Below are 19,054 nucleotides of genomic sequence, written 5' to 3'. Positions count from 1 at the left end.
GAAGTTGAATAGCATTCACCTAAAAAGAAATCAGTTATGAAAACAATTATATGTCATAGTTTCCCTGCTTGGGACACCCCCTACATAAAATCCACTATGGAGATTATGACCAGGTTGGCCAAAGATCACAGGGTAATTATGCTCGATTACCACTATACCTGGAAAGATGTGTTGAGAAACAAGTTCATACCTAAAAGCCAGGTATTAGGCAAAAAAAATAGAACTAGAAAAATAGAAACCGAAAATGGTTTGGTTGAAGTTTACAATGCCATGCCGGTAATTCCTGTCAACTGGATTAATAATGCCGCTATTTTCCATTTGGTCATGTTCATTAATGCCTGGTTTATCAGCTTGAGCATCAAGAAGATATTGAAAACGGTAAACAAAGAATACACGGTATTAGTAAATGCCTTCAACCCTATTTATGGTTTCTTTACCAGAAAATATTGGGGAGAGATAGAGCGTACATACTACTGCTACGATGAAATTTCCGGAACCGAATGGGCCAGTAAGTGGGGCGCTGAATACGAATCAAAATATATCGATCAATGTGACAGAATTATCACTACTTCGGAACAGTTAAAACAGAAGTTTATTGGCAAACACGCCAATGTATCATGTGTAAAGAATGGTGTTAACCTCTCCATTTTTAGGTCAGAAAGCTCTGAACTCACCAAAAGTTATAAAGTAGGCTATGTTGGCGCCATCGATCAACGTGTTGATCTAGATTTACTAGTTCAAACCGCCAAGGCTTTACCTAGTCTTAATTTTGAAATGCTCGGCCCAGTGAAGGCGGAACTTCCTGAGAAGTTACCTGAGAACATTGTTTTTCGCGGATCTGTACCTCAAAAAGAACTACCAGAAAGTATTCAACTTTGGGACGCTTGTATTATTCCATTTGTGAAAACCGAGCTTACAAAAGCCATTTATCCGCTAAAAATTAATGAGTACATGGCCATGGGTAAGCCTGTTATTACCACTGATTTCAGTGATTTATCAGATTTCGATCCGTTGATTTACGTTGCAGAAAACACCGAAGACTTCGTTCAGGGTTTGAAAAAGGAAATCCAAGCAAACAACCGTCTCAAAGTGCAAATGAGAAAGCACTTCGCGCAGCAAAACAGCTGGGAAGCACGGGCTAATGAATTTGAAAAACAGATTTAGAATGTCAGTTTTTGATTTCCACAATCAGTTTTCATTAGCCGCATCACTTATTCGCTCACCTAATCAATTAATTCCCTTCATCTCCCCTTTCTGTCAATTATCGAAGCAAAGCTTCCAGTTATCGTAATCTAAAAAATAGCCGAGGGGCAGGCAGTACTTTTATGTTAAGAAAAAAGCATGAAAAGTTACGCCAACATACCTACCAAATACGGAGTCGAGAAATTGAGATCGGGCTTTGGCCTTATCAGTTTACTCGGGCTTATCGTAGTGGGCACTGGGTTAATCCTAGTTTCAGGTATGGTGGGCGCACTTATTTTGCTTGGACTCCCTTTCATCGTAACCCTACTAGCTGTACTCTGGAGCAAACCAAAGCTTGCATTATGGGGCAGCTTAGTAATGGGTTTTATGATTTCTGGCATTAGTCGCTACATCAACGCACCTTGGGGTTTAACCCTCGACATCTTAATGGTTTTGGCTTGGTTGATTATCCTGCTCAACAAGGAAGTTAAAGTGAACTGGAAGTTCCTTAAAAACGACATTGTAATCTTCTCTACCGTTTGGATGCTTTACTTGATTTTCGAAATCGTAAATCCAGCTGGAAACGGAATCGTAGCATGGTTCTATGCCATGAGAGGTCTTGGATTCTACCAAGCGTTGAGCATTCCTTTAATATTCTTGCTTTTCAGAGATCGAAAAGACTTTATGATCTTTTTGAACATACTTATAGTCCTTTCTCTTATTGGAGTAGCCTGGGGTTTTAAGCAGCAAATCATTGGGGTTGATGCCGCTGAATATCGGTGGTTATGGGATGAAGATCACCATGAAGAACACATTCTACACGGGGTTTTAAGAGTATTCTCATTCTACAGCGATGCAGGTCAGTTTGGTGCTTCGCAAGCCATGATGGCGCTATTTACCGGAATTTTGGCTACGGGCCCTTTTAAGTTCCGAACCAAATTATGGTATGGCATCTGTGCTGTATTGTTCTTCTTAGGTTTTGCCATTTCTGGTACAAGAGGCGCCTTAGCCGTGCCCTTATTTGGTGGAATAGCTTACCTCATTGTGAATAAAAACTTTAAAGTATTATTGGCAGGCCTTTCGGCTATTGTACTGGTATTCTGTATTCTAAAATACACCTTCATGTTTCAAGGTGTAGAGCAAGTGCGTAGAATGCGCACCGCCTTAGATCCGAATAACAAATCACTTTCTGTAAGACTCGACAACCAAAAAACCTTTGGCGCCTACTTGGCCAACAAACCATTTGGGGCTGGAATTGGTACAGCAGGTTTTTGGGGTGCAAGGTTCAATCCAGAATCACTAATGGCCAATACCGCAACCGATAGCTGGTATGTAAAAGTTTGGGCCGAAACAGGGATTGTAGGCCTTATGATTCACCTTTCCTTTTTAGGCTTTGTATTGGGGAAAGGCGGCCACTTGGTCATGAATCTAAAAGACAAACAAAGTAAAACCTACGGACTAGGGCTATACGCCTGTATAGTTGGAGTACTCTTTTCCAGCTATGGAAACCAAGTATTTGGCCAAATGCCAACAGGCATGGTAATGAATATGGCCATCCCTTTTCTCTTTTTAATCAAAGAATGGAAACCACAAAAAAACTGATATGGAAACTTTAATCATCATTTTACTCGCAGTATTGATCGCCTATTTTGGTGGGTCTGCCCTTTACCTTTTTGTGTTGGCCTTGGCCTCGAAGGTAAAAACACGTTCTAGTTTTCAATCAGTTGAAAAACGAAATAAGTTTTTGGTGATGGTACCTGCTTATAAAGAAGATGCCGTAATCATAGAAAGTACAAAGCGCAATATGGCTTTGCGTTACCAATATCCTAAGAGGGCTTTTGATTACGTGGTGATTGCCGATGGTTTGAAACTGGAAACAGTAAAAACCCTCAGAAACCTTGGTGCTGATGTGTTGGAAGTGAAGTTTGAAAAAAGCACCAAGGTGAAATCACTTCAAGAAGCCATGAGGGTTTATGGTGAAAACGGAGCGTATAATGCCACCATCATTTTAGATGCTGACAACATAATGGACATGCATTTTTTGACCAAATCTAATCAGTACATCAACCGTGGAATGAAAGCCATACAAGGCAATCGCGCTGCGGCAAATGGTCAAAACACCATTGCATTACTAGATGGCCTTTCAGAATTGGCAAACCAAGAAATGATTTGCAAAGGTGCCAATGTGTTGGGTCTGTCTTCAAAACTTTCTGGCTCAGCCATGGTATTTGATTTCGAGTTGTTCAAAAGCGTAGTTTTTGATTTAACAGCCATCGGTGGTTTTGATAAAGAACTAGAGTTGGCTTTTACAGCAAAGAAGGTCTTCATACATTTTGCAGAAGACTTGGTGATCAAAGATGAAAAAGTGGGTTCATTTCAGCACTTCTCTAAGCAGAGAGGTCGTTGGTTGGAGTCACAGTATACTTTCCTAAGAAAATCGATTAAACCGGCTTTCAGAGCGCTTTTAAAAGGCAACTTCGATTACTTCCACAAAACAATGCAACTGGCCTTACCGCCACGCGCCCTGGCTCCTTTCGTAATGCTAATGCTAGTTCTGCTTTCATTACTTACAGGGAATGTGGTTTTGATTACGCTTGCTACCACCGGAACTGTAGCCAACTTTGGAGCCTATGTAGTTTGTCTTCCTTTTAAAGTGCTTCTAAAAAATGGCTTAAAGCTAGTTGTTGCCCTACCAAAGTTGGTGCTGTCAACACTAAATGCCTTCACTTGGATGAAGAAGTCGCGCACTGAATTTATTCACACACCACATAACGCTGTTTAGTCATGTTTGAAGGAATGCCTTGGCCACTCCTGCTTCCCATAGCAACACTATTTTTAGTTTGGGGAGTCATGAGATCTAAATTAGAATTGGCTGCCGAAGCCAAAAAAGAAAAGAAGAAAAGCCCTAAAAGAAAGAAAAAATGAAGCCTACTAAAATGAACATATTATTGATCTGTAAATCTCTTCCTTGGAGATTCAAGGGCGGAATTCAAACACACACTTGGAACCTCGCTTTGGCCTTAACCGAAAAAGGTCATTCTGTGACTGTGCTTACTGGTGGTGCTTACCGCGAAGGCGAAAAGCACTATGAAATTGACGGTGTAAGCATCATCGAAATTCCATTTTTCCCAGGCAGATACCTAAAGCCAATCTCTAATATAGCCGAAGAATTTAGCTTTAACTGGCAGGCAAAAAACTGGGTAAGGAAAAACCACGGTTGTTTCAATGTGATACACACCCAAGGACGCAGCGGATACTTACTTTATATGATTCCTGCGCTTAAAGGCAGATTAGCCAATACGATACACGGAATTATAAGCAGAGAGAGCAGTAGCGAAAAAGGTTGGAGTTTCAATTCAAAACTACACGCTTGGCTTACACAAAAGATAGAATACAAGCTTTTAAAAGCCGCCCAACTTAAGATTGCAGTAAGCAAAGATGTTTGCAAAGAAATTAGCCTATCAAACCACTTAGAAGGGGTAGAAGTAATACCAAACGGAGTGAAACTTTCTACAGTAGAACCGATCACAAACAAACAAGTTTTGGCAGGTGATAAAACTAAATTTCTTTTTGTAGGCAGACTTCACCCAGTAAAAGGATTGGCTCCAGTGATTGCCGCAATCGCCAAAACTAAATCAAAAATTCAGTTGGATATTGTGGGGAACGGCCCGCAGTACAAAACGCTTAAAGATTTGATCAAAAAACATAAGTTAGAAAGCCAAATCAGACTATTGGGAGAGTATTCCAATGTTCAAATTCATGAAGCAATCCCTTCATATCGCGCTTTGTTACTCCCTTCATCTTACGAAACCCAAGGCATCGTTTTACTAGAAGCCAATGCGCATGGAGTACCCGTAGTAGCCACCGATTTGGCGGCCATTCGTGAGTCGGTGACTCATGGTGAAAATGGGCTGCTTTGCAACATAGAACAGCCAGAATCCTATGTATTTGCTATGGAATACCTTTTAGAAAACCCAGCCGAAGCTGAAAGAATGGGTGCAATCGGCAAAGAAAGAATCTCATCAGTTTTTACTTGGGACAAAGTAGCCGAGCGCACAATTGAATCTTACCAAAAACTTGCAGTATAATGTTAAAATCTCTGAAAAATAGCGCTATGTTCTCGAACAGCATCTATTCTATTGCAGGGCAAGCCTCATTCTTGGTAAGTAATTTCCTGCTCTTTATTGTGCTGTTAAAGGAATTCCCTCAGGAAGCAGTGGGTGTTTGGGCATTGTTCATTACTGTAATATCGATTGTAGACAGTATGCGTCAAGGCCTAATTCAGAACGGACTGACACGTTTGTTAATTCAAAAAGCAGATGAAGAAGCACAACAAGCGGGCTCGGGTTTGACCATCAATTTCTCTGTAATCATTCTAAGTGCTATCCTCCTCTACTTTGGTGCTGGGGTTCTGGCTAATTTATGGGACGCTCCTGCCCTGGTTGAATTGTTCAAACAAAGCTGGAAACCATTAGTGAGTTTAGGCACAATTCAGATGATGAACATTCTCTGTTTCGCTAAAAACAAGTTCAAGCTTTATGCTAGACTAAACCTAATTTACATGGTTACTTTTTTAACCATTATGGTGACGGTTTGGTACACCGGAAACTTAAGTTTTAATGCGATTCTGAATGGTCAATTATTGGCTGTAATTCCACCAGTGTTGTACATGTTATTCAAGCATCCGATTGCCATTGCAATGCCAAAAATGGCAATCATAAAAGAGCTACTTGGTTTCGGAAAATACATTGCAGGAACCAACCTTTTATCCTTGCTTTTTAACAAAGCCGATGTGCTTATGATTGCTTATTTTCTTGACCCAATTTCACTCGCACTTTTCCATTTCGCATCAAGAATTATTCAGTACATAGAGCTTCCATTAACGGCACTTAGCCAAGTCATTTATCCTCGATTAGCAGCAAGTTATCATGCTAACGGTGTCAGTCAACTAAAGAAAGAATATGGCCGCTCAATACTCACGTTATTAGCACTCATAATTCCAGGAGTAATGGTTATAGATATTTTCAATACGTATATTATAAACATTTTATCATCAGCAGATTACCTATCATCATCTCAATTGATAATTATACTATCTATTGGTTGTTTGTTTAAACCTTGGGGTCGTGTATTCGGGCTTACATTGGACGCTATAGGTAAGCCCAAAGTAAACTTTCAGATGCTGGCTTTCAGTCTATTAGTAAATATTGCAATGAATGCCTGGCTAATTCCTCAATATGGTGTTACAGGTGCGGCTATAGCAACTACTAGCAGTATCATTCTTACCATCTTATTAGGTCAAATAAGAATCAAGAAATATGTTGACATTTCGCCTTTATCATAAGTGTTTAATTCATTTAAAATCAAAACATTAATAGCCACAAAATAAACTTATTATGGAACTCACTTTTGGCAACGCACAAATTTATACAAGTGAACGAATGAAGGGTAATCCCCTACTCGCAAAACTGTTCAATAAGGTTTTCGGATACACCAATGTTGGCAATTATGCGCGCTTTACCATATTCAAAAAACTGATCAAAAATATTCCTTTAAAAGGAGATGAAAACATCCTTGATTTAGGCACTAGATTTGGCGAGTACGCCATCAGTTTGGCTACCGCTTTCCCTAACTCAAAGGTGCACGCTTTAGACATAGATCAAAGCAGAATCAATAGCCTAAACGAAGCACTTCACACGTCTGAAATTAAGAACATAAAAACCTATTCCGACTTCCTAGATCGCACCACAATCAAGGAGCTCGACTTCGCCTTTTCGATTGATGTTTTCGAGCACATTGCGCCTGAAAATATGCCTTTCAATACGGTGCATGATCGACTGAAAAAAGGTGGGTATTTTATGGTGAAAATTCCGAATGTAGAACAAAAAACAATTTTGCCAGATCGCTACTTTGCCGATCATGATGAATGGCTAGAAGAAGAACATATAGGACAAGTGTACGACCTCAATGGATTAAAGAAGAAGTTTGAGCAAGAGGGTTTCGAGGTAGTACATGCCTCCTATTCTGATGGCTATTTATCCAGACTGGCTTGGGAACTTGCCTACCTAGGTAAGAAAGCAGGCGTAGTAACTCAATTGTTAAGCTTGCCTTTGGCCAAAGGTTTAATCCATATGGACCGTTGGTTTCATCACGGAAAATGGGGCAATGCGATTCAGGTAATTGGAAAAAAGAAGTAAGTCATGGAAAGCCCACTAGTCAGTATTATTACGGTAAACTACAAGCAAGCGCAAGTTACTTGTGAATTATTGGATTCAATTGCGAAACTGAGCTACCCTAATTTGGAAGTCATTGTGGTAGACAATGCTCAGCCGGATGACGACACGCAGCTTTACCGCCAGCATTTCGAAAAAGTAGTGGTAATCAACAAAACGGAGAACTTAGGTTTTGCAGGAGGGAATAACGAAGGCATTAAGGCCGCTCAGGGCGAATATGTTTTTCTTCTAAACAATGACACAGAAATTAAGGGCGGAACCATTGAGACACTCTTAAATTGCTTTACCAGCCCATCTGTGGGTGCAGTAAGTCCAGTAATCAAATACTTTGACGCGCCAGATACAATTCAGTTCGCAGGTTTTACAGAAATCAACAAACTAACAGGCCGTAACGAACTGATAAAATCACGCCCTCAACCCACAGGAACTGTATTAACCCCCTATTTTCACGGGGCTGCAGTCATGATTCCTCGGTTTGTAATTGAGCAATGTGGCTTAATGCCCGAAGACTATTTTTTGTATTACGAAGAATTAGATTGGTCAAGAATGTTTCGCGAAGCAGGTTTTGAACTGAAGGTGTGTATGGACGCGGAAATTCTTCACAAAGAATCAATATCGACCGGAAAAAACAGTCCATTAAAAGTCTACTACCAAACCCGAAACCGAATCTATTTTATGAAGCGCCAGAAAGGACAGAGAAATACAGCCTTCTTGCTTTTCTTCCTCCTACTCAGTTCACCTAAAAACATTTTGAGTCACTTATTGAAATCAGAGTTTAAGCATTTTAGAGCTTTCACTAAAGGAGTTTGGGATGCATTGATTTTAAGAAAAACAGGGTTTGTGAGGGTTTAAAACTATTTCCCTTATTCTCTCTCTATTTTGTTCAAGTAATATTTCAAGAACCAACCTGGTAAGTTTTCAGACTGCAATTCATCCCACTGCTTCTCACCTTTTACAATTTTAAAGTGCGCAACTTGCCTTGATGCTTGACCATCCCTTGAGTTATCAAAAAAGAAAGCTTGATATGAAACTTGTGCTGCCTCATACATCAACTCGAGAGAACGATAATAGCGACTTTCAATTTTATCTTCTGGTACATCATGTCCTCCCTCTTTTACTCTTACTTCCTTAACACGAAACTTATTAATTTCAGGGTCTTCTGTCGAAACAAAATAGAGATAAACCTTATAACCTTCTTCCGCAGCTTGTTTCATGATATCAATCTTTGAGCTGTGAGAAAAAACCGTTTCAAAGGAAAATTTCCTTTTCGTCTGCAACATTCTTTTACGAAGGTAATCTGCTATTATTTGAGCTAGCCGATCTCCATAGAAATTATTAATTAAGTGAATACAGTTCCCCCTAATTTTAAATGAATTTCTAAACTCGCTTTCGTTAAACCCATCATTTATTAAACCACTATTTATAGCTATTTGAATAAAATCATCTTCGTGAATTTCTAATTCAAAATCCCCAAAACATAGCTTGGTTTTTAAAAGCTCTTGATGGATCAGGTCCGCATTGATGTAAACACCGAAATCAATAGGTAAACCATTGATTTCATGTCTTCTTACGCTATCGATAATAGTACTCTTGCCAGATCCGTTTGGGCCAGCGAAGACACGCATGCGAAGGTTCTGTTTAATCGAGGATGATTTTTTCTGGCTGCTCAACAACTTCTAATCGCTTTATCTGTTCTATTCGACCATCTTGATACTTTTTGACTACCCAATCACCTTCAGCAACCACTACATAGCCAACCAACTCCATTGCTTCTTCAGCCGCATCCTTTAGTGCTTTATTAGTGCGGCTAAAGAGAATTCTTTTAGTCAGGTATTCGGGTTTTTGTTCTTGCTTTTTCTTTTTCATAACTAATATACTAACACCAATATAAGTATTAAATGTTCAATTGACAGCGTTTTTATGTTGTGTAATTACAAAAAGACTACTCACCCTCTCGTTAAGTTACTCATCGCCTAAAGTCTGCAACTCATCGAAATTAACTCATTTCAATTCTGGATTCGGCTACTTTTATCCTACTAAACAAACAGCACATGGAAACGCTATTCTGGATTTCGACCTTTACTATTCTTTACTCATTTGCCGGATACGGTATACTGATAACGTTACTTAATAAGTGGAAGAAAAAGAAAAACACCAATACACCCTTCTCTGAAGAAGACTGGCCTGAGGTTACTCTCCTGATTGCAGCTTATAATGAAGCTGAGATCATAAGACAAAAAATTGCCAATTGTGAAAAAATCGATTACCCTAAAGATAGGCTAAAAGTGCTTTTCGTTACCGATGGCTCAACAGATCAAACCAACGATATTATCAAGCAATACGATAGTGTTTCATTCAGCTTTAGCCCAGAAAGGAAAGGCAAAATAGCCGCAGTAAACCGCATAATGCGATACATTACTTCGCCCATTACCGTGTTTAGTGACGCCAATGTAATGATGAACCCTGGTGGGATAAAGGCATTGGTTCAGCCCTTTGAGTCTAATTTGATGGGCGCAGTTTCGGGCGAAAAAATAGTATTGAGTGAAACCGAAGATAATGCCAGTGCTTCGGGTGAAGGTTTTTATTGGAAGTATGAGTCATTCCTAAAAAAGCAAGATGCTGAATGGAATACTTTAGTGGGCTCAGCTGGTGAGTTATTTGCCATCAGAACTCGATTATTCGTTCCTACAGAAGAAAACACCCTTATAGAAGATTTTGTGATGACCATGCGCATTGCGGCCGATGGCTATAAAGTTGGCTACGAACCTAGTGCCATGGCAACAGAAACTGCCTCGGCAAACATTGCAGAAGAAACTAAAAGGAAAGTGAGAATAAGTGCTGGGGGAATTCAGGCGGTGATCAAACTGGTAAAGCTGTTGAATGTTTTTAAGTACGGGAAACTCACCTTTCAGTATGTATCGCACCGTGCCTTGCGTTGGACTCTTATGCCATTAGCTTTAATTGGGGCTTTTGCCAGTACATTGTGGCTTGCCGACACACATTGGTTCTACAATTTAGCGTTTAGGGCTCAATCCATTTTCTATCTGCTTGCCTTCTTTGGCTATGTAATTAGAGACCAAAAAACTTCATACAAACTGCTCCACATCCCCTATTACTTTACTTATATGCACATTTGCGTAGTAAAAGGTTGGATCAAATACTTTAGAGGAAATCAAAAGGTAACCTGGGATAAATCTGAAAGAGTAGTTTTAGCCACTAATAGGGCAGCTTAATTGTCTATTTAAATCTATCAAACAAACGAACATGCTCTTTGAAGAGAAGGCCATCTCCTTCTATAAAGTCCTTAAAGAAATCGAGTTCAACAATTATGTCTTTAGTCTCTACTTTCCCAAATAGTGCGATTTCGTAGAATAGAAGTATGCGGAAGTTCTTGGGGATTTTAATTCTCAATATATCTAATAGATACTCTCTATGTGAATCGCTTTGACGAAGCTTTAAATGTTTAATAATAACCAAAAAAGTAGGAAGAAAATCACCCCAGTTCAGTTTAACTCTTCTTTTAAAACTAGCATAAGCCGTTAAGTCATCAATATCATTGCGCTGTTCAAAATCCATATGTAAATTCGATAAGCCTATTTTAGAGGCATTTAGACCTTTTACAACGCTATCGTATCCTAACATTTGATTCACTGAAAAAGTCTGAATACTTCTCGATAATAGCTCGAGGAATGAAAAGAAAAGGTTTTCATATTGATTAAGCTTTGAAGTGTCTATTTGATAATCTAGTGCCTCCTTTTGCTTCATCACTTCCAGCCTAGATTGCTTCATTTCTATTCTAGCATAGAGGGTATCAACTTTTGCTTGCTTAAGCTCTAAAGTTTGAGCCAGGAATGAAACGTAAATGAAAAACATCCCTGCTAAAGCCCAAGCGGACGCTAATGTCCCAGATAAAAAATCTCCAAGCTCATTTAGTTTTAATAGCCCATCTGTACTACCTGTTTTGAGTATGCCATAAACAATCAAGAATAAACCAACGACTGTAAATGACCAAGCCAAGCCTGTACCAATTTTGATTTTAAAAGTGATTTTAGAAGTGTCTTTATCTAGCTGCCGTTCACGGCTTGCAACAGTCACGTAGTCTTTGTCGATTTCTCCTTCAAGCTGCTCTGTGTTTTTTGATACCATAAGTTCCCATCTTGGGTAAGAATATCAACTACAACAAGTTCAATCGCTTCATTAAAGCTTCTTTATTGGCTCTGGAAATAGGAATTACCTTATCTTCAATCAATAAGTTCGACTCTTCAATATCTACGATTTTCGATAGGTTGACTACGAAAGACCGATGTACTTTCTGGAAGTTAAAATCGCTCAATCTGTCTTGAACCTTTTTCATGGTACTGTGTACTATATAGCCCTTATTAGCGGTTTTGAACAGCGCATAATCTCCCTTGGCTTCTATATAAAGTATATCCTCTATTTTTACTTTAATCAGCTTAGCGTCTACTTTCAGGAAAATGCTATTGTCTATAATCTTCGACATTCCACTGCTCTTTTCAGCAGATTTAAGCCTTTCGTAAGACCCCATCGCCACTTCAATAGCTGCATTAATATCTTTTACTCCATATGGCTTTACGAGGTAACCAAACGGTCCTCTTTCTCTGGCCCTTGAAACAGTGGTATTATCGGCAAAGGCAGTGGTGAAAATGAAAGGAATGTCAAATTGGTCGTTGATAATTTCGGCCAAATCTACACCGTCAATATCTCCTCCAATTTGAATATCGAGCAGTGCCAATTCTGGCGAATGTTGATTACAAAGTTCAATGGCATCATCGGCATTGTCAGCAACGCCCACAACTTTATGATCTAACATTTCTAGAATATCTTTAAGACTATCCGAAATCATTATATCATCTTCTACAATTAATATCTTTAACTGGCTCATTCCTTAAATAAGATTTGAGTTAAAGATAATAATTATATAGTCTTAAAAAAGACTTGACCTATTGGGCTGGAATAATAACTACAAATTCAGAACCCATATCTTGTTCACTATTAACGGAAATGGTACCTCCGTGCATCTCTACAAATTCTTTTACAATGGAAAGCCCAAGGCCTGTACCTTGAATGTTTTTAACGTTTGTAGCTCTATAAAAAGAAGCAAACAATCCTTTTTGGTCCTTCTTTGGAATTCCAATACCATAATCCTTAAAAGTAATTTTAACCTCATGTGTTTTTTCATACGATAAGGTAACTTTCGGATCTTCTTTGCCTTCTGAATACTTAAAAGCATTTGATATAAGATTGGCCACAATATGATCGAATAAATTGACATCGATGTTGACAGGTTGTACTACACCGATAACAGAAAAGTCAATTGATCGACCATCTTTCCTATTTTCAGTTAACTCAGTTATCGCTTTCTTAACTAGCTCATGAAGGTCGGTAGGTTTTTTATTTAATTCCACACGCCCTGCCTCTATTTTACCCAGCATCAAAATATCGTTCATCAAGAAAGTTACTCTTCCTATTTCTGACTCAATTCTATCGAGGTATTTATTATAACCCTCAAAATGCTCCGGAAATTGATTTTCAAGCTTAAACGCAATCAAATCAGTATTTTGCTTTATGGTGGTGAGTGGCGTTCTAAACTCATGAGAAGTCATTGAAACAAACCTAGATTTAAGTTCATTCAACTCACGCTCTTTATTGAGCGCCTTCTCCATTTCATTTTGCACCTCTTTTTGAATGGTAATATCTCTCACAAAAGCCGTGAATGAATGAATCCCATTTCTAACAATAGGTAGAATAGCCAGCTCAATCGGGAATTCTTCGCCACTTTTACGCATAGCTGTAATTTCAATGCGCTGGTTAAGAACAGGCCCTTCTTTTGTTTTAAAGTAGTTTTTCATCCCCGCATCATGTGCCGAGTGATGCTTAGAAGGAATAATATTATGAGTTAATGGTTTACCAATTACTTCTTCAACCTTCCAACCAAAAATCACTTCCGCTTGCGGATTCCATTCCGTAATTAGGCCTTTTTGGTCAATTGTTATAATACCATCTAGGGCAGAGCTTATAATGGTGCGTAATTTATTCTCACTCTCTCTTAATTCTCGTTCAGCTTTTAACTGTTTTATTTTTGCCTTAGCATTCTTCAGTCGGTTAGATGCTAAATTAGCAAGAGTAGTAAGTGTAGCTAGATGCTCGTCCTTAAAGAAATTTTTCTCTTTGTGTTCTGAATCTATAACCCCAATAACTTTACCATCTGCTATTATAGGCACCGTAATTTCAGAGAGCCTTACTCCATCAATATCTTTGTATCTGCTATCTTTAGAAGTATCACTTACAATTTCTGCCACTCCAGTTTCGGCAACATGCCCAACTATCCCCTCTCCAAGTTTAACCTGAATTGGGTCTACTATTGTTCTATCTTTAGACATGTTGGGCCCATACAGTGCCAATTGCTCTAAACAGCGTTTTTCTTCATTTAGTACATAGACCACACAGTCATTGAAGCCGAACTCATCAATCACATTTTCAGCAATCTCCCAAGCTATTTCTACGATATCTTCTTTTACTAACAACTTAGTAACGAAACCATTAATCGCCTTTAGATAGCTCTCATTTTCAGACAGTTTAGTGTTTCTCAACCTTAACGCTTCACGCTCCTTGGCTAGCTCTTTTTGGTTTTCATCTTGACTAATTATAAAGCCAATATACTTGGCTAGAAGGTCGATAAACTCAAGATCGTAAGCATCAAATGGTTGGGGGCGTGCATTTTCACTTGTAAAATTAACCGTCCCCCGTTTCTTTCCATTTACACTATATGGAGACGCGATATATGTTTCTAAACCAAATTTCTCAAAGGCAGGGTGGTTTGCAAATTCTGATTGACTAAAGTTACTAATGGCAAGTTTTGAGCCTTGAGCATAGGTGATTTGACAATAGGTGTCGCACAGGTCAAAACGAGCTTCTTCACCCAATTCCTCTGTGCTGTTTTCGTTGTAGCTGTACTGAACAAAATACTGATCTCCCTCTATCCTACTTACAATCCCAAAAGGTAAATTCAGATAGTTAGCAGCAATCTTCATCCCTTCATTGATTTGACAGTTAAGGTCTAAACCAATGTTAGAAGTCATTTCATTTAAAAGCTCTAAACCTACCCTATATTTATCTAAGCGACTGCGCGTAAAAATGAGTTCTTCCTCATCTTTCTTTCTGCCCGTTATATCCATATGAATCCCTAAGGATCCAATTCTGTCACCATCAAAATTATAATTAGGAGCTCCACTAATTAAACACCAAATTGGTTTCCCATTCTTGTGTCTTAGTTGTACTTCATAAACACTAGCCACTCCCTCCGCTCTTTTATCATGCTCTCTGTCAATGATCTCCTTTGTCTGTTTCGGCACCAAAATATCAGAAGCAATATTACCAATAAGTTCATCGGCAGTATAGCCAGTAATGCTGCACATGGCCTCGTTTACGTAAAGAATCGTTTCATCTAAATCTACTTCTAAAAGACCAAACTGAAGGTTTTGAATGATACCTCGGTACTTTTCTTCAGATTTCATTAACAGTTGATCAGACACATGTCGGTCGGTAATATCTCTGGCTACCGACATCATTCCTAAAATGCCATATTCATCTTCGAGAATCTGCACATTCTGACCAATCCAAATTACTTCACCATTTGCACAAACAATTGGAAACTCCAAGTAAGTAGTTGTTTCCCCCTTGGCCATTTGATTTTGGTAAAAAAGAACTACCCTTTCCTTGTGATCATCTCTAATTAAATCGGCATATCGCATCCCAATTACTTCCTCCTTGCTATAGCCAACAGCCTTTAATGCTTTGGGGTTTGCATAGGTGAAACAGCCTTGGGTATCTGTTTCATAAATAATGTCATTTGCCGCTTCCACCAACATTTTGTAGCGGTTAATCGACTTTGATCTAGAAGAGTATGATTTTTTATGCTGCAAATCGAAAGAAATATGATATAAACTACCTGAGTACCGAATACTAAGATAATACATTGCATGGTTCATTTCGAATTGTATGTTCTCTTTATTAGATAAATCTGAAGAAATACAATGCCATAACTTTTCTCCAATTTTCTCCCCTTCTACGAGTCCCAATTGGGCATTCCATAGTGAGGGTATAAATTGTTTACTGACTAAAAGTCCGTTACTGGTAGTGGTTATTTGAGGCTGTGTGTTCACTTGGGCTGAGTTGTGCTATACAAATGAATAGAATTAATAGTTGGCACAATGATTCTTTCGATGACTGACAGTATTTTTCGATAACTGACCGAAATCTTCGATAAATGAATTGAGGTATTCACCACCGCTCTAATAATAGCACTCCTATCAATTTGATTTTCTTCCTATCTTCCAATTCAAACAACCATATAGAAAATGAATAGAAAACACATTCTGCTATTTTTATTGCTCTACTCCCCTATACTTGTTGCTCAAGAAGTAAGAGTACTGAATCCTGTAACCTGGCCAGAATCTGATAAAGACACCGCCACCTACACCGTAAAAGGCGAAAGGCACGGTGTTAGTTTTTTTAAACAGTATAGACACCCTGAAGTACAATATGAGCCAATGAAACAGCTCACCTTCGACACCTACCACACCGTAGACGTAATGTATTACTGGTATAAATTATGGGCCGAAAAGTATCCAGACATTGTAGACTTGTATCAGGTAGGCACCAGCTTTGAAGGTCGACCAATTTTACAAATGACCTTGACCAATAAAAAAACTGGCAAGGACACGGATAAACCAGCCGCGTACTTTGAAGGAGGCCGTCATAGCGGAGAAATTACGAGTAGTGAATCCATTCTTTGGCTAACCCGACACTTATTAGAAAACTACGGTAGCGACCCTGCCATTACCAAACTGATCGACACTAAGGCGATTTACCTGAGACCACAAAACAATCCTGATGGTTCGAACCTGTATTTAAACACTGCACAAAGAAATAGATCTACTGTAAGGCCACACGATAACGATAGAGATGGCTTGCTGGATGAAGACGATGAAGAAGATCTGGATGGTGATGGTATTATGTACCAGATTCGGGTTAAAGCCAAAAAAGGAGAAAAAGGCACACACATTATCGATCCAAGAGACCCAAAAGGACGTTTAATGAAGCGTTCGGAAAATGGTGATTACTTTGTTTATAGCGAAGGTATCGACAATGATGGTGACGGCCGTTTTAATGAAGATGGCATTGGAGGATTAGACCTTCATAGAAACTACCCTGAAAACTGGCGACCTGATACAGGTGAAGACGAAACAGGCAGAGGCTATACACAAAACGGAGCAGGTGCTTTCCCCATGTCCGAACCAGAATCGCGCTCTATTGTAATGTGGATGCTCACCCATCCTAATATTTCTGTAGCCAACTCTATGGACACCAGAGTGCCAATGCACTTAAGAGCTCCTTCTACTTCGAAAAGTGAAGAAAGAATGTATCCTGAAGATTTGGACATCTACAAAAAATACGATCAAATTGGAATGGACATCACCGGCTACCCTTGGGCTGGCGATGTATATGAAACTTATGCCACACGCTACAAAGTGAACCCTTCTACTGGCGACCCATTAAAACCTAGTCCGCTATTCGGCCATGGCCCTGATTTTGGGTACTTCTACTATGGAGCAATCTGGTATGGCGATGAGTTATGGAACAATGGTGCCATGAAAGATTATGATAACGATGGCATTTATGACGATTATGATGGACTGCGTTGGGACGATGAAGAAAACGGAGGCCGTGGTTTTAAAGAATGGGAACCCTTTGATCACCCTACCTTGGGCAAAGCTGAAATTGGTGGTTTTCACCCCAAATTCTTTGGTCAAAACGGACCGCCTTGGCAGTTAGAAAACTGGGCAAAGAAGCAAGCATTGTTCAATTTAGCCATGGCCATGGATTTACCACAAATCACATTAAATGATTTAAGTGTAGAAAGCAAAGGCAAAGACACTTATGTGGTGAAGGTGAAATTCACAAATACAGGCCAATTACCCACCGCCCTAAAACAAGCGCAATTGGTGAAAATTGTTCGCGAAGACCGTGTTCAGTTACAATTCGATTCAAAACTAACCAGAGGTGGAGATGAGGCTCAAGTGCAAATCATCAATCCTAGTCTATCTGACAAAATCCAATACATGGACAGAACGCTTCCAGGGCAAAGCCAAGAGGCTACTTTTGAAATTAAGCTGAACAAAATCAAAGGTGCAAAAGCGAAGGTGAAAATCCTTTCCACCCGAGGTGGTTATATAGAAACTGAAGTAACCATCGGTACACTAGAAAAATAATAGCACCAACAATACCCTAATCAACAGCCTGAAAATCAATGTATTTTCAGGCTGTTTTGTTTCCTACCCTCTTCAACTAAAAGATAAAAATTAAACACATTGATAAGTAACAATATTTTTATATTAACATATTTAAATTTATTAATATATTAAAGCTCTAGCTTGACGTACCTGAATAAAAACAGATTAGAATAAATAGATAATGAAGTAATAGGCCATTACAAAACAAGCGATAAGCTTAAGCAGTGTGCCTGCCAAAAAACCAAGAAACGAGCCCAGTGCTGAACGCATGGCTTTATTTGTGTCTTGCCCAGCGCTCATTTCGCCAACAAAAGCACCTATCAATGGACCTAAAATAATTCCAAAAGGAGGAAAAAAGAACATACCTATAATTAAACCTATGGTACTCCCCCACACTCCTTTTTTGGTTCCGCCAAAACGCTTGGTTCCATAAATGGGAACTACATAGTCGAGGACAGTAACAACTACGGTTACTAAAGCTAAAGTCCATAAAGTATCTTCTGGAATATCCGTTCGAGCAGTGAAATGCAGAAATAGTAACCCTAAAAAACTTACGGGTGGCCCGGGTAGAATGGGTAAAAAACAGCCTGCAATCCCCACAAGCACAAAAACGATACCTAAAACAATAAGTAGTATATCCATGGCTAAAAAAGTGATTGATATTTAAAGATGATTATTTTTGGTGTATAAGTCATGATGGACATCCGAAAACAACTTTTAAAGGAACACTCCAAAGAGAATACGAACCTAATCGTTTCATATGTTGCAGAAGAACAGGAACGGTTTGATGCGCTGATGAACTTATTCCTAAACGATGAATATCGTGTAACTCAAAGAGCAGCTTGGGTGGTTGGTGAAATTGGTAGAAAGAAGGTTGATATGCTTAAGCCACATTTGAAAGCCATGGTCTTCAACCTTAAGCAACCCAATTTACATGACTCTATTAAACGCAATACAGTCCGTGTGCTTCAGGAAATCGATATTCCAGAAAACCTTTGGGGTGAAGTAGCCGACATTTGCTTTGGCTATTTGGCCTCAAAAAGCGAAGCCATTGCCATTAAATGTTTTTCTATGACGGTACTTTTGAATATTACTTACAAAGTACCCGAGCTGAAAGGCGAACTTCAAATCCTGATAGAAGACCAAATGCCCTATGGCTCTGCTGGGTTTAAATCTAGAGGAAAACGAACGCTGAACGCGCTTGAGAAAATCCAATAAGAGTGCCCCATTGCTCACCACAAAAGTCAACTCAACAGTCATTGCGAACCTGCCAAAGTTTTTCGTAGTGATAGAGCATACGTGAAGCAATCTCACTGATTATTAACC

16 protein-coding genes are annotated in these 19,054 nt (G+C 39.1%); 10 read left to right on the top strand and 6 right to left on the bottom strand.

The genetic code is table 11. The features are described from left to right. Positions 1-36: 36 nt before the first annotated feature. The 7 genes from MB14_RS16055 (at position 37) to MB14_RS16025 (ending at position 8,267) form a co-directional block, all read left to right on the top strand. Positions 37-1,164: a glycosyltransferase gene (locus MB14_RS16055; RefSeq protein WP_084376114.1), complete on the top strand. Its 1,128-nt coding sequence runs from the start codon at positions 37-39 to the stop codon at positions 1,162-1,164. Between the two features lie 177 nt (positions 1,165-1,341). Further along, the gene (locus tag MB14_RS16050) at positions 1,342-2,784 is read left to right on the top strand and encodes an O-antigen ligase family protein (RefSeq protein ID WP_062593377.1); all 1,443 of its coding nucleotides are present in this window, start codon (positions 1,342-1,344) and stop codon (positions 2,782-2,784) included. A gap of 1 nt (position 2,785) precedes the next feature. After that, positions 2,786-3,964, top strand: a complete 1,179-nt coding sequence (locus MB14_RS16045; protein WP_062593375.1) for a glycosyltransferase family 2 protein — start codon at positions 2,786-2,788, stop codon at positions 3,962-3,964. A gap of 139 nt (positions 3,965-4,103) precedes the next feature. Then, positions 4,104-5,270 carry a glycosyltransferase family 4 protein gene (locus MB14_RS16040; protein WP_062593373.1) on the top strand — a complete coding sequence of 389 codons (1,167 nt, stop codon included), beginning with the start codon at positions 4,104-4,106 and terminating at the stop codon, positions 5,268-5,270. Continuing rightward, positions 5,270-6,526, top strand: coding sequence for an oligosaccharide flippase family protein (locus MB14_RS16035; protein ID WP_062593371.1), 1,257 nt, complete (start codon positions 5,270-5,272; stop codon positions 6,524-6,526). Before MB14_RS16040 ends, MB14_RS16035 begins: the two co-directional genes overlap by 1 nt. A gap of 52 nt (positions 6,527-6,578) precedes the next feature. Continuing rightward, positions 6,579-7,379, top strand: a complete 801-nt coding sequence (locus tag MB14_RS16030; protein WP_062593369.1) for an SAM-dependent methyltransferase — start codon at positions 6,579-6,581, stop codon at positions 7,377-7,379. 3 nt (positions 7,380-7,382) lie between these two features. Continuing rightward, positions 7,383-8,267 carry a glycosyltransferase family 2 protein gene (locus MB14_RS16025; RefSeq protein ID WP_062593367.1) on the top strand — a complete coding sequence of 295 codons (885 nt, stop codon included), beginning with the start codon at positions 7,383-7,385 and terminating at the stop codon, positions 8,265-8,267. Positions 8,268-8,278: 11 nt separating this feature from the next. Here MB14_RS16025 and MB14_RS16020 read toward each other — a convergent pair whose 3' ends face one another. Further along, positions 8,279-9,040: an ATPase gene (locus MB14_RS16020; protein WP_062593365.1), complete on the bottom strand. Its 762-nt coding sequence runs from the start codon at positions 9,038-9,040 to the stop codon at positions 8,279-8,281. A gap of 13 nt (positions 9,041-9,053) precedes the next feature. Beyond that, positions 9,054-9,281: a hypothetical protein gene (locus tag MB14_RS16015; RefSeq protein ID WP_062593363.1), complete on the bottom strand. Its 228-nt coding sequence runs from the start codon at positions 9,279-9,281 to the stop codon at positions 9,054-9,056. 185 nt (positions 9,282-9,466) lie between these two features. Here MB14_RS16015 and MB14_RS16010 point away from each other — a divergent pair, with 185 nt between their 5' ends. Beyond that, entirely contained in the window at positions 9,467-10,648 is a 1,182-nt protein-coding gene (locus tag MB14_RS16010) for a glycosyltransferase family 2 protein (protein WP_062593361.1), read from the top strand. 4 nt (positions 10,649-10,652) lie between these two features. Here MB14_RS16010 and MB14_RS16005 read toward each other — a convergent pair whose 3' ends face one another. The 3 genes from MB14_RS16005 to MB14_RS15995 are packed head-to-tail and all read right to left on the bottom strand — an operon-like array spanning position 10,653 to position 15,598. Further along, the gene (locus MB14_RS16005) at positions 10,653-11,561 is read right to left on the bottom strand and encodes a hypothetical protein (RefSeq protein WP_062593359.1); all 909 of its coding nucleotides are present in this window, start codon (positions 11,559-11,561) and stop codon (positions 10,653-10,655) included. Positions 11,562-11,589: 28 nt separating this feature from the next. Continuing rightward, positions 11,590-12,318 (bottom strand): LytR/AlgR family response regulator transcription factor, encoded by a 729-nt coding sequence (locus MB14_RS16000; RefSeq protein WP_062593358.1) that lies wholly within the window; start codon positions 12,316-12,318, stop codon positions 11,590-11,592. 58 nt (positions 12,319-12,376) lie between these two features. Then, positions 12,377-15,598 (bottom strand): PAS domain S-box protein, encoded by a 3,222-nt coding sequence (locus MB14_RS15995; protein WP_062593356.1) that lies wholly within the window; start codon positions 15,596-15,598, stop codon positions 12,377-12,379. A gap of 195 nt (positions 15,599-15,793) precedes the next feature. Here MB14_RS15995 and MB14_RS15990 point away from each other — a divergent pair, with 195 nt between their 5' ends. Further along, on the top strand, positions 15,794-17,707 hold the full coding sequence (locus MB14_RS15990; RefSeq protein WP_062593354.1) for a M14 family metallopeptidase: 1,914 nt from the start codon (positions 15,794-15,796) through the stop codon (positions 17,705-17,707). A 186-nt stretch (positions 17,708-17,893) separates the two neighbouring features. Here the strand turns inward: MB14_RS15990 and MB14_RS15985 are convergent, their stop codons facing one another. Further along, positions 17,894-18,370: a DUF456 domain-containing protein gene (locus tag MB14_RS15985; protein WP_062593352.1), complete on the bottom strand. Its 477-nt coding sequence runs from the start codon at positions 18,368-18,370 to the stop codon at positions 17,894-17,896. Positions 18,371-18,421: 51 nt separating this feature from the next. Between MB14_RS15985 and MB14_RS15980 the strand changes: the two genes are divergently transcribed. Beyond that, positions 18,422-18,946 (top strand): HEAT-like fold family protein, encoded by a 525-nt coding sequence (locus MB14_RS15980; protein WP_246032563.1) that lies wholly within the window; start codon positions 18,422-18,424, stop codon positions 18,944-18,946. Positions 18,947-19,054 lie beyond the last annotated feature (108 nt).

The organism is Roseivirga ehrenbergii (assembly GCF_001593005.1).
GTDB classification, from domain to species: domain Bacteria; phylum Bacteroidota; class Bacteroidia; order Cytophagales; family Cyclobacteriaceae; genus Roseivirga; species Roseivirga ehrenbergii.
Note: the sequence above shows the minus strand (reverse complement) of the source record. Positions and strands in the feature narration are given on the sequence as shown.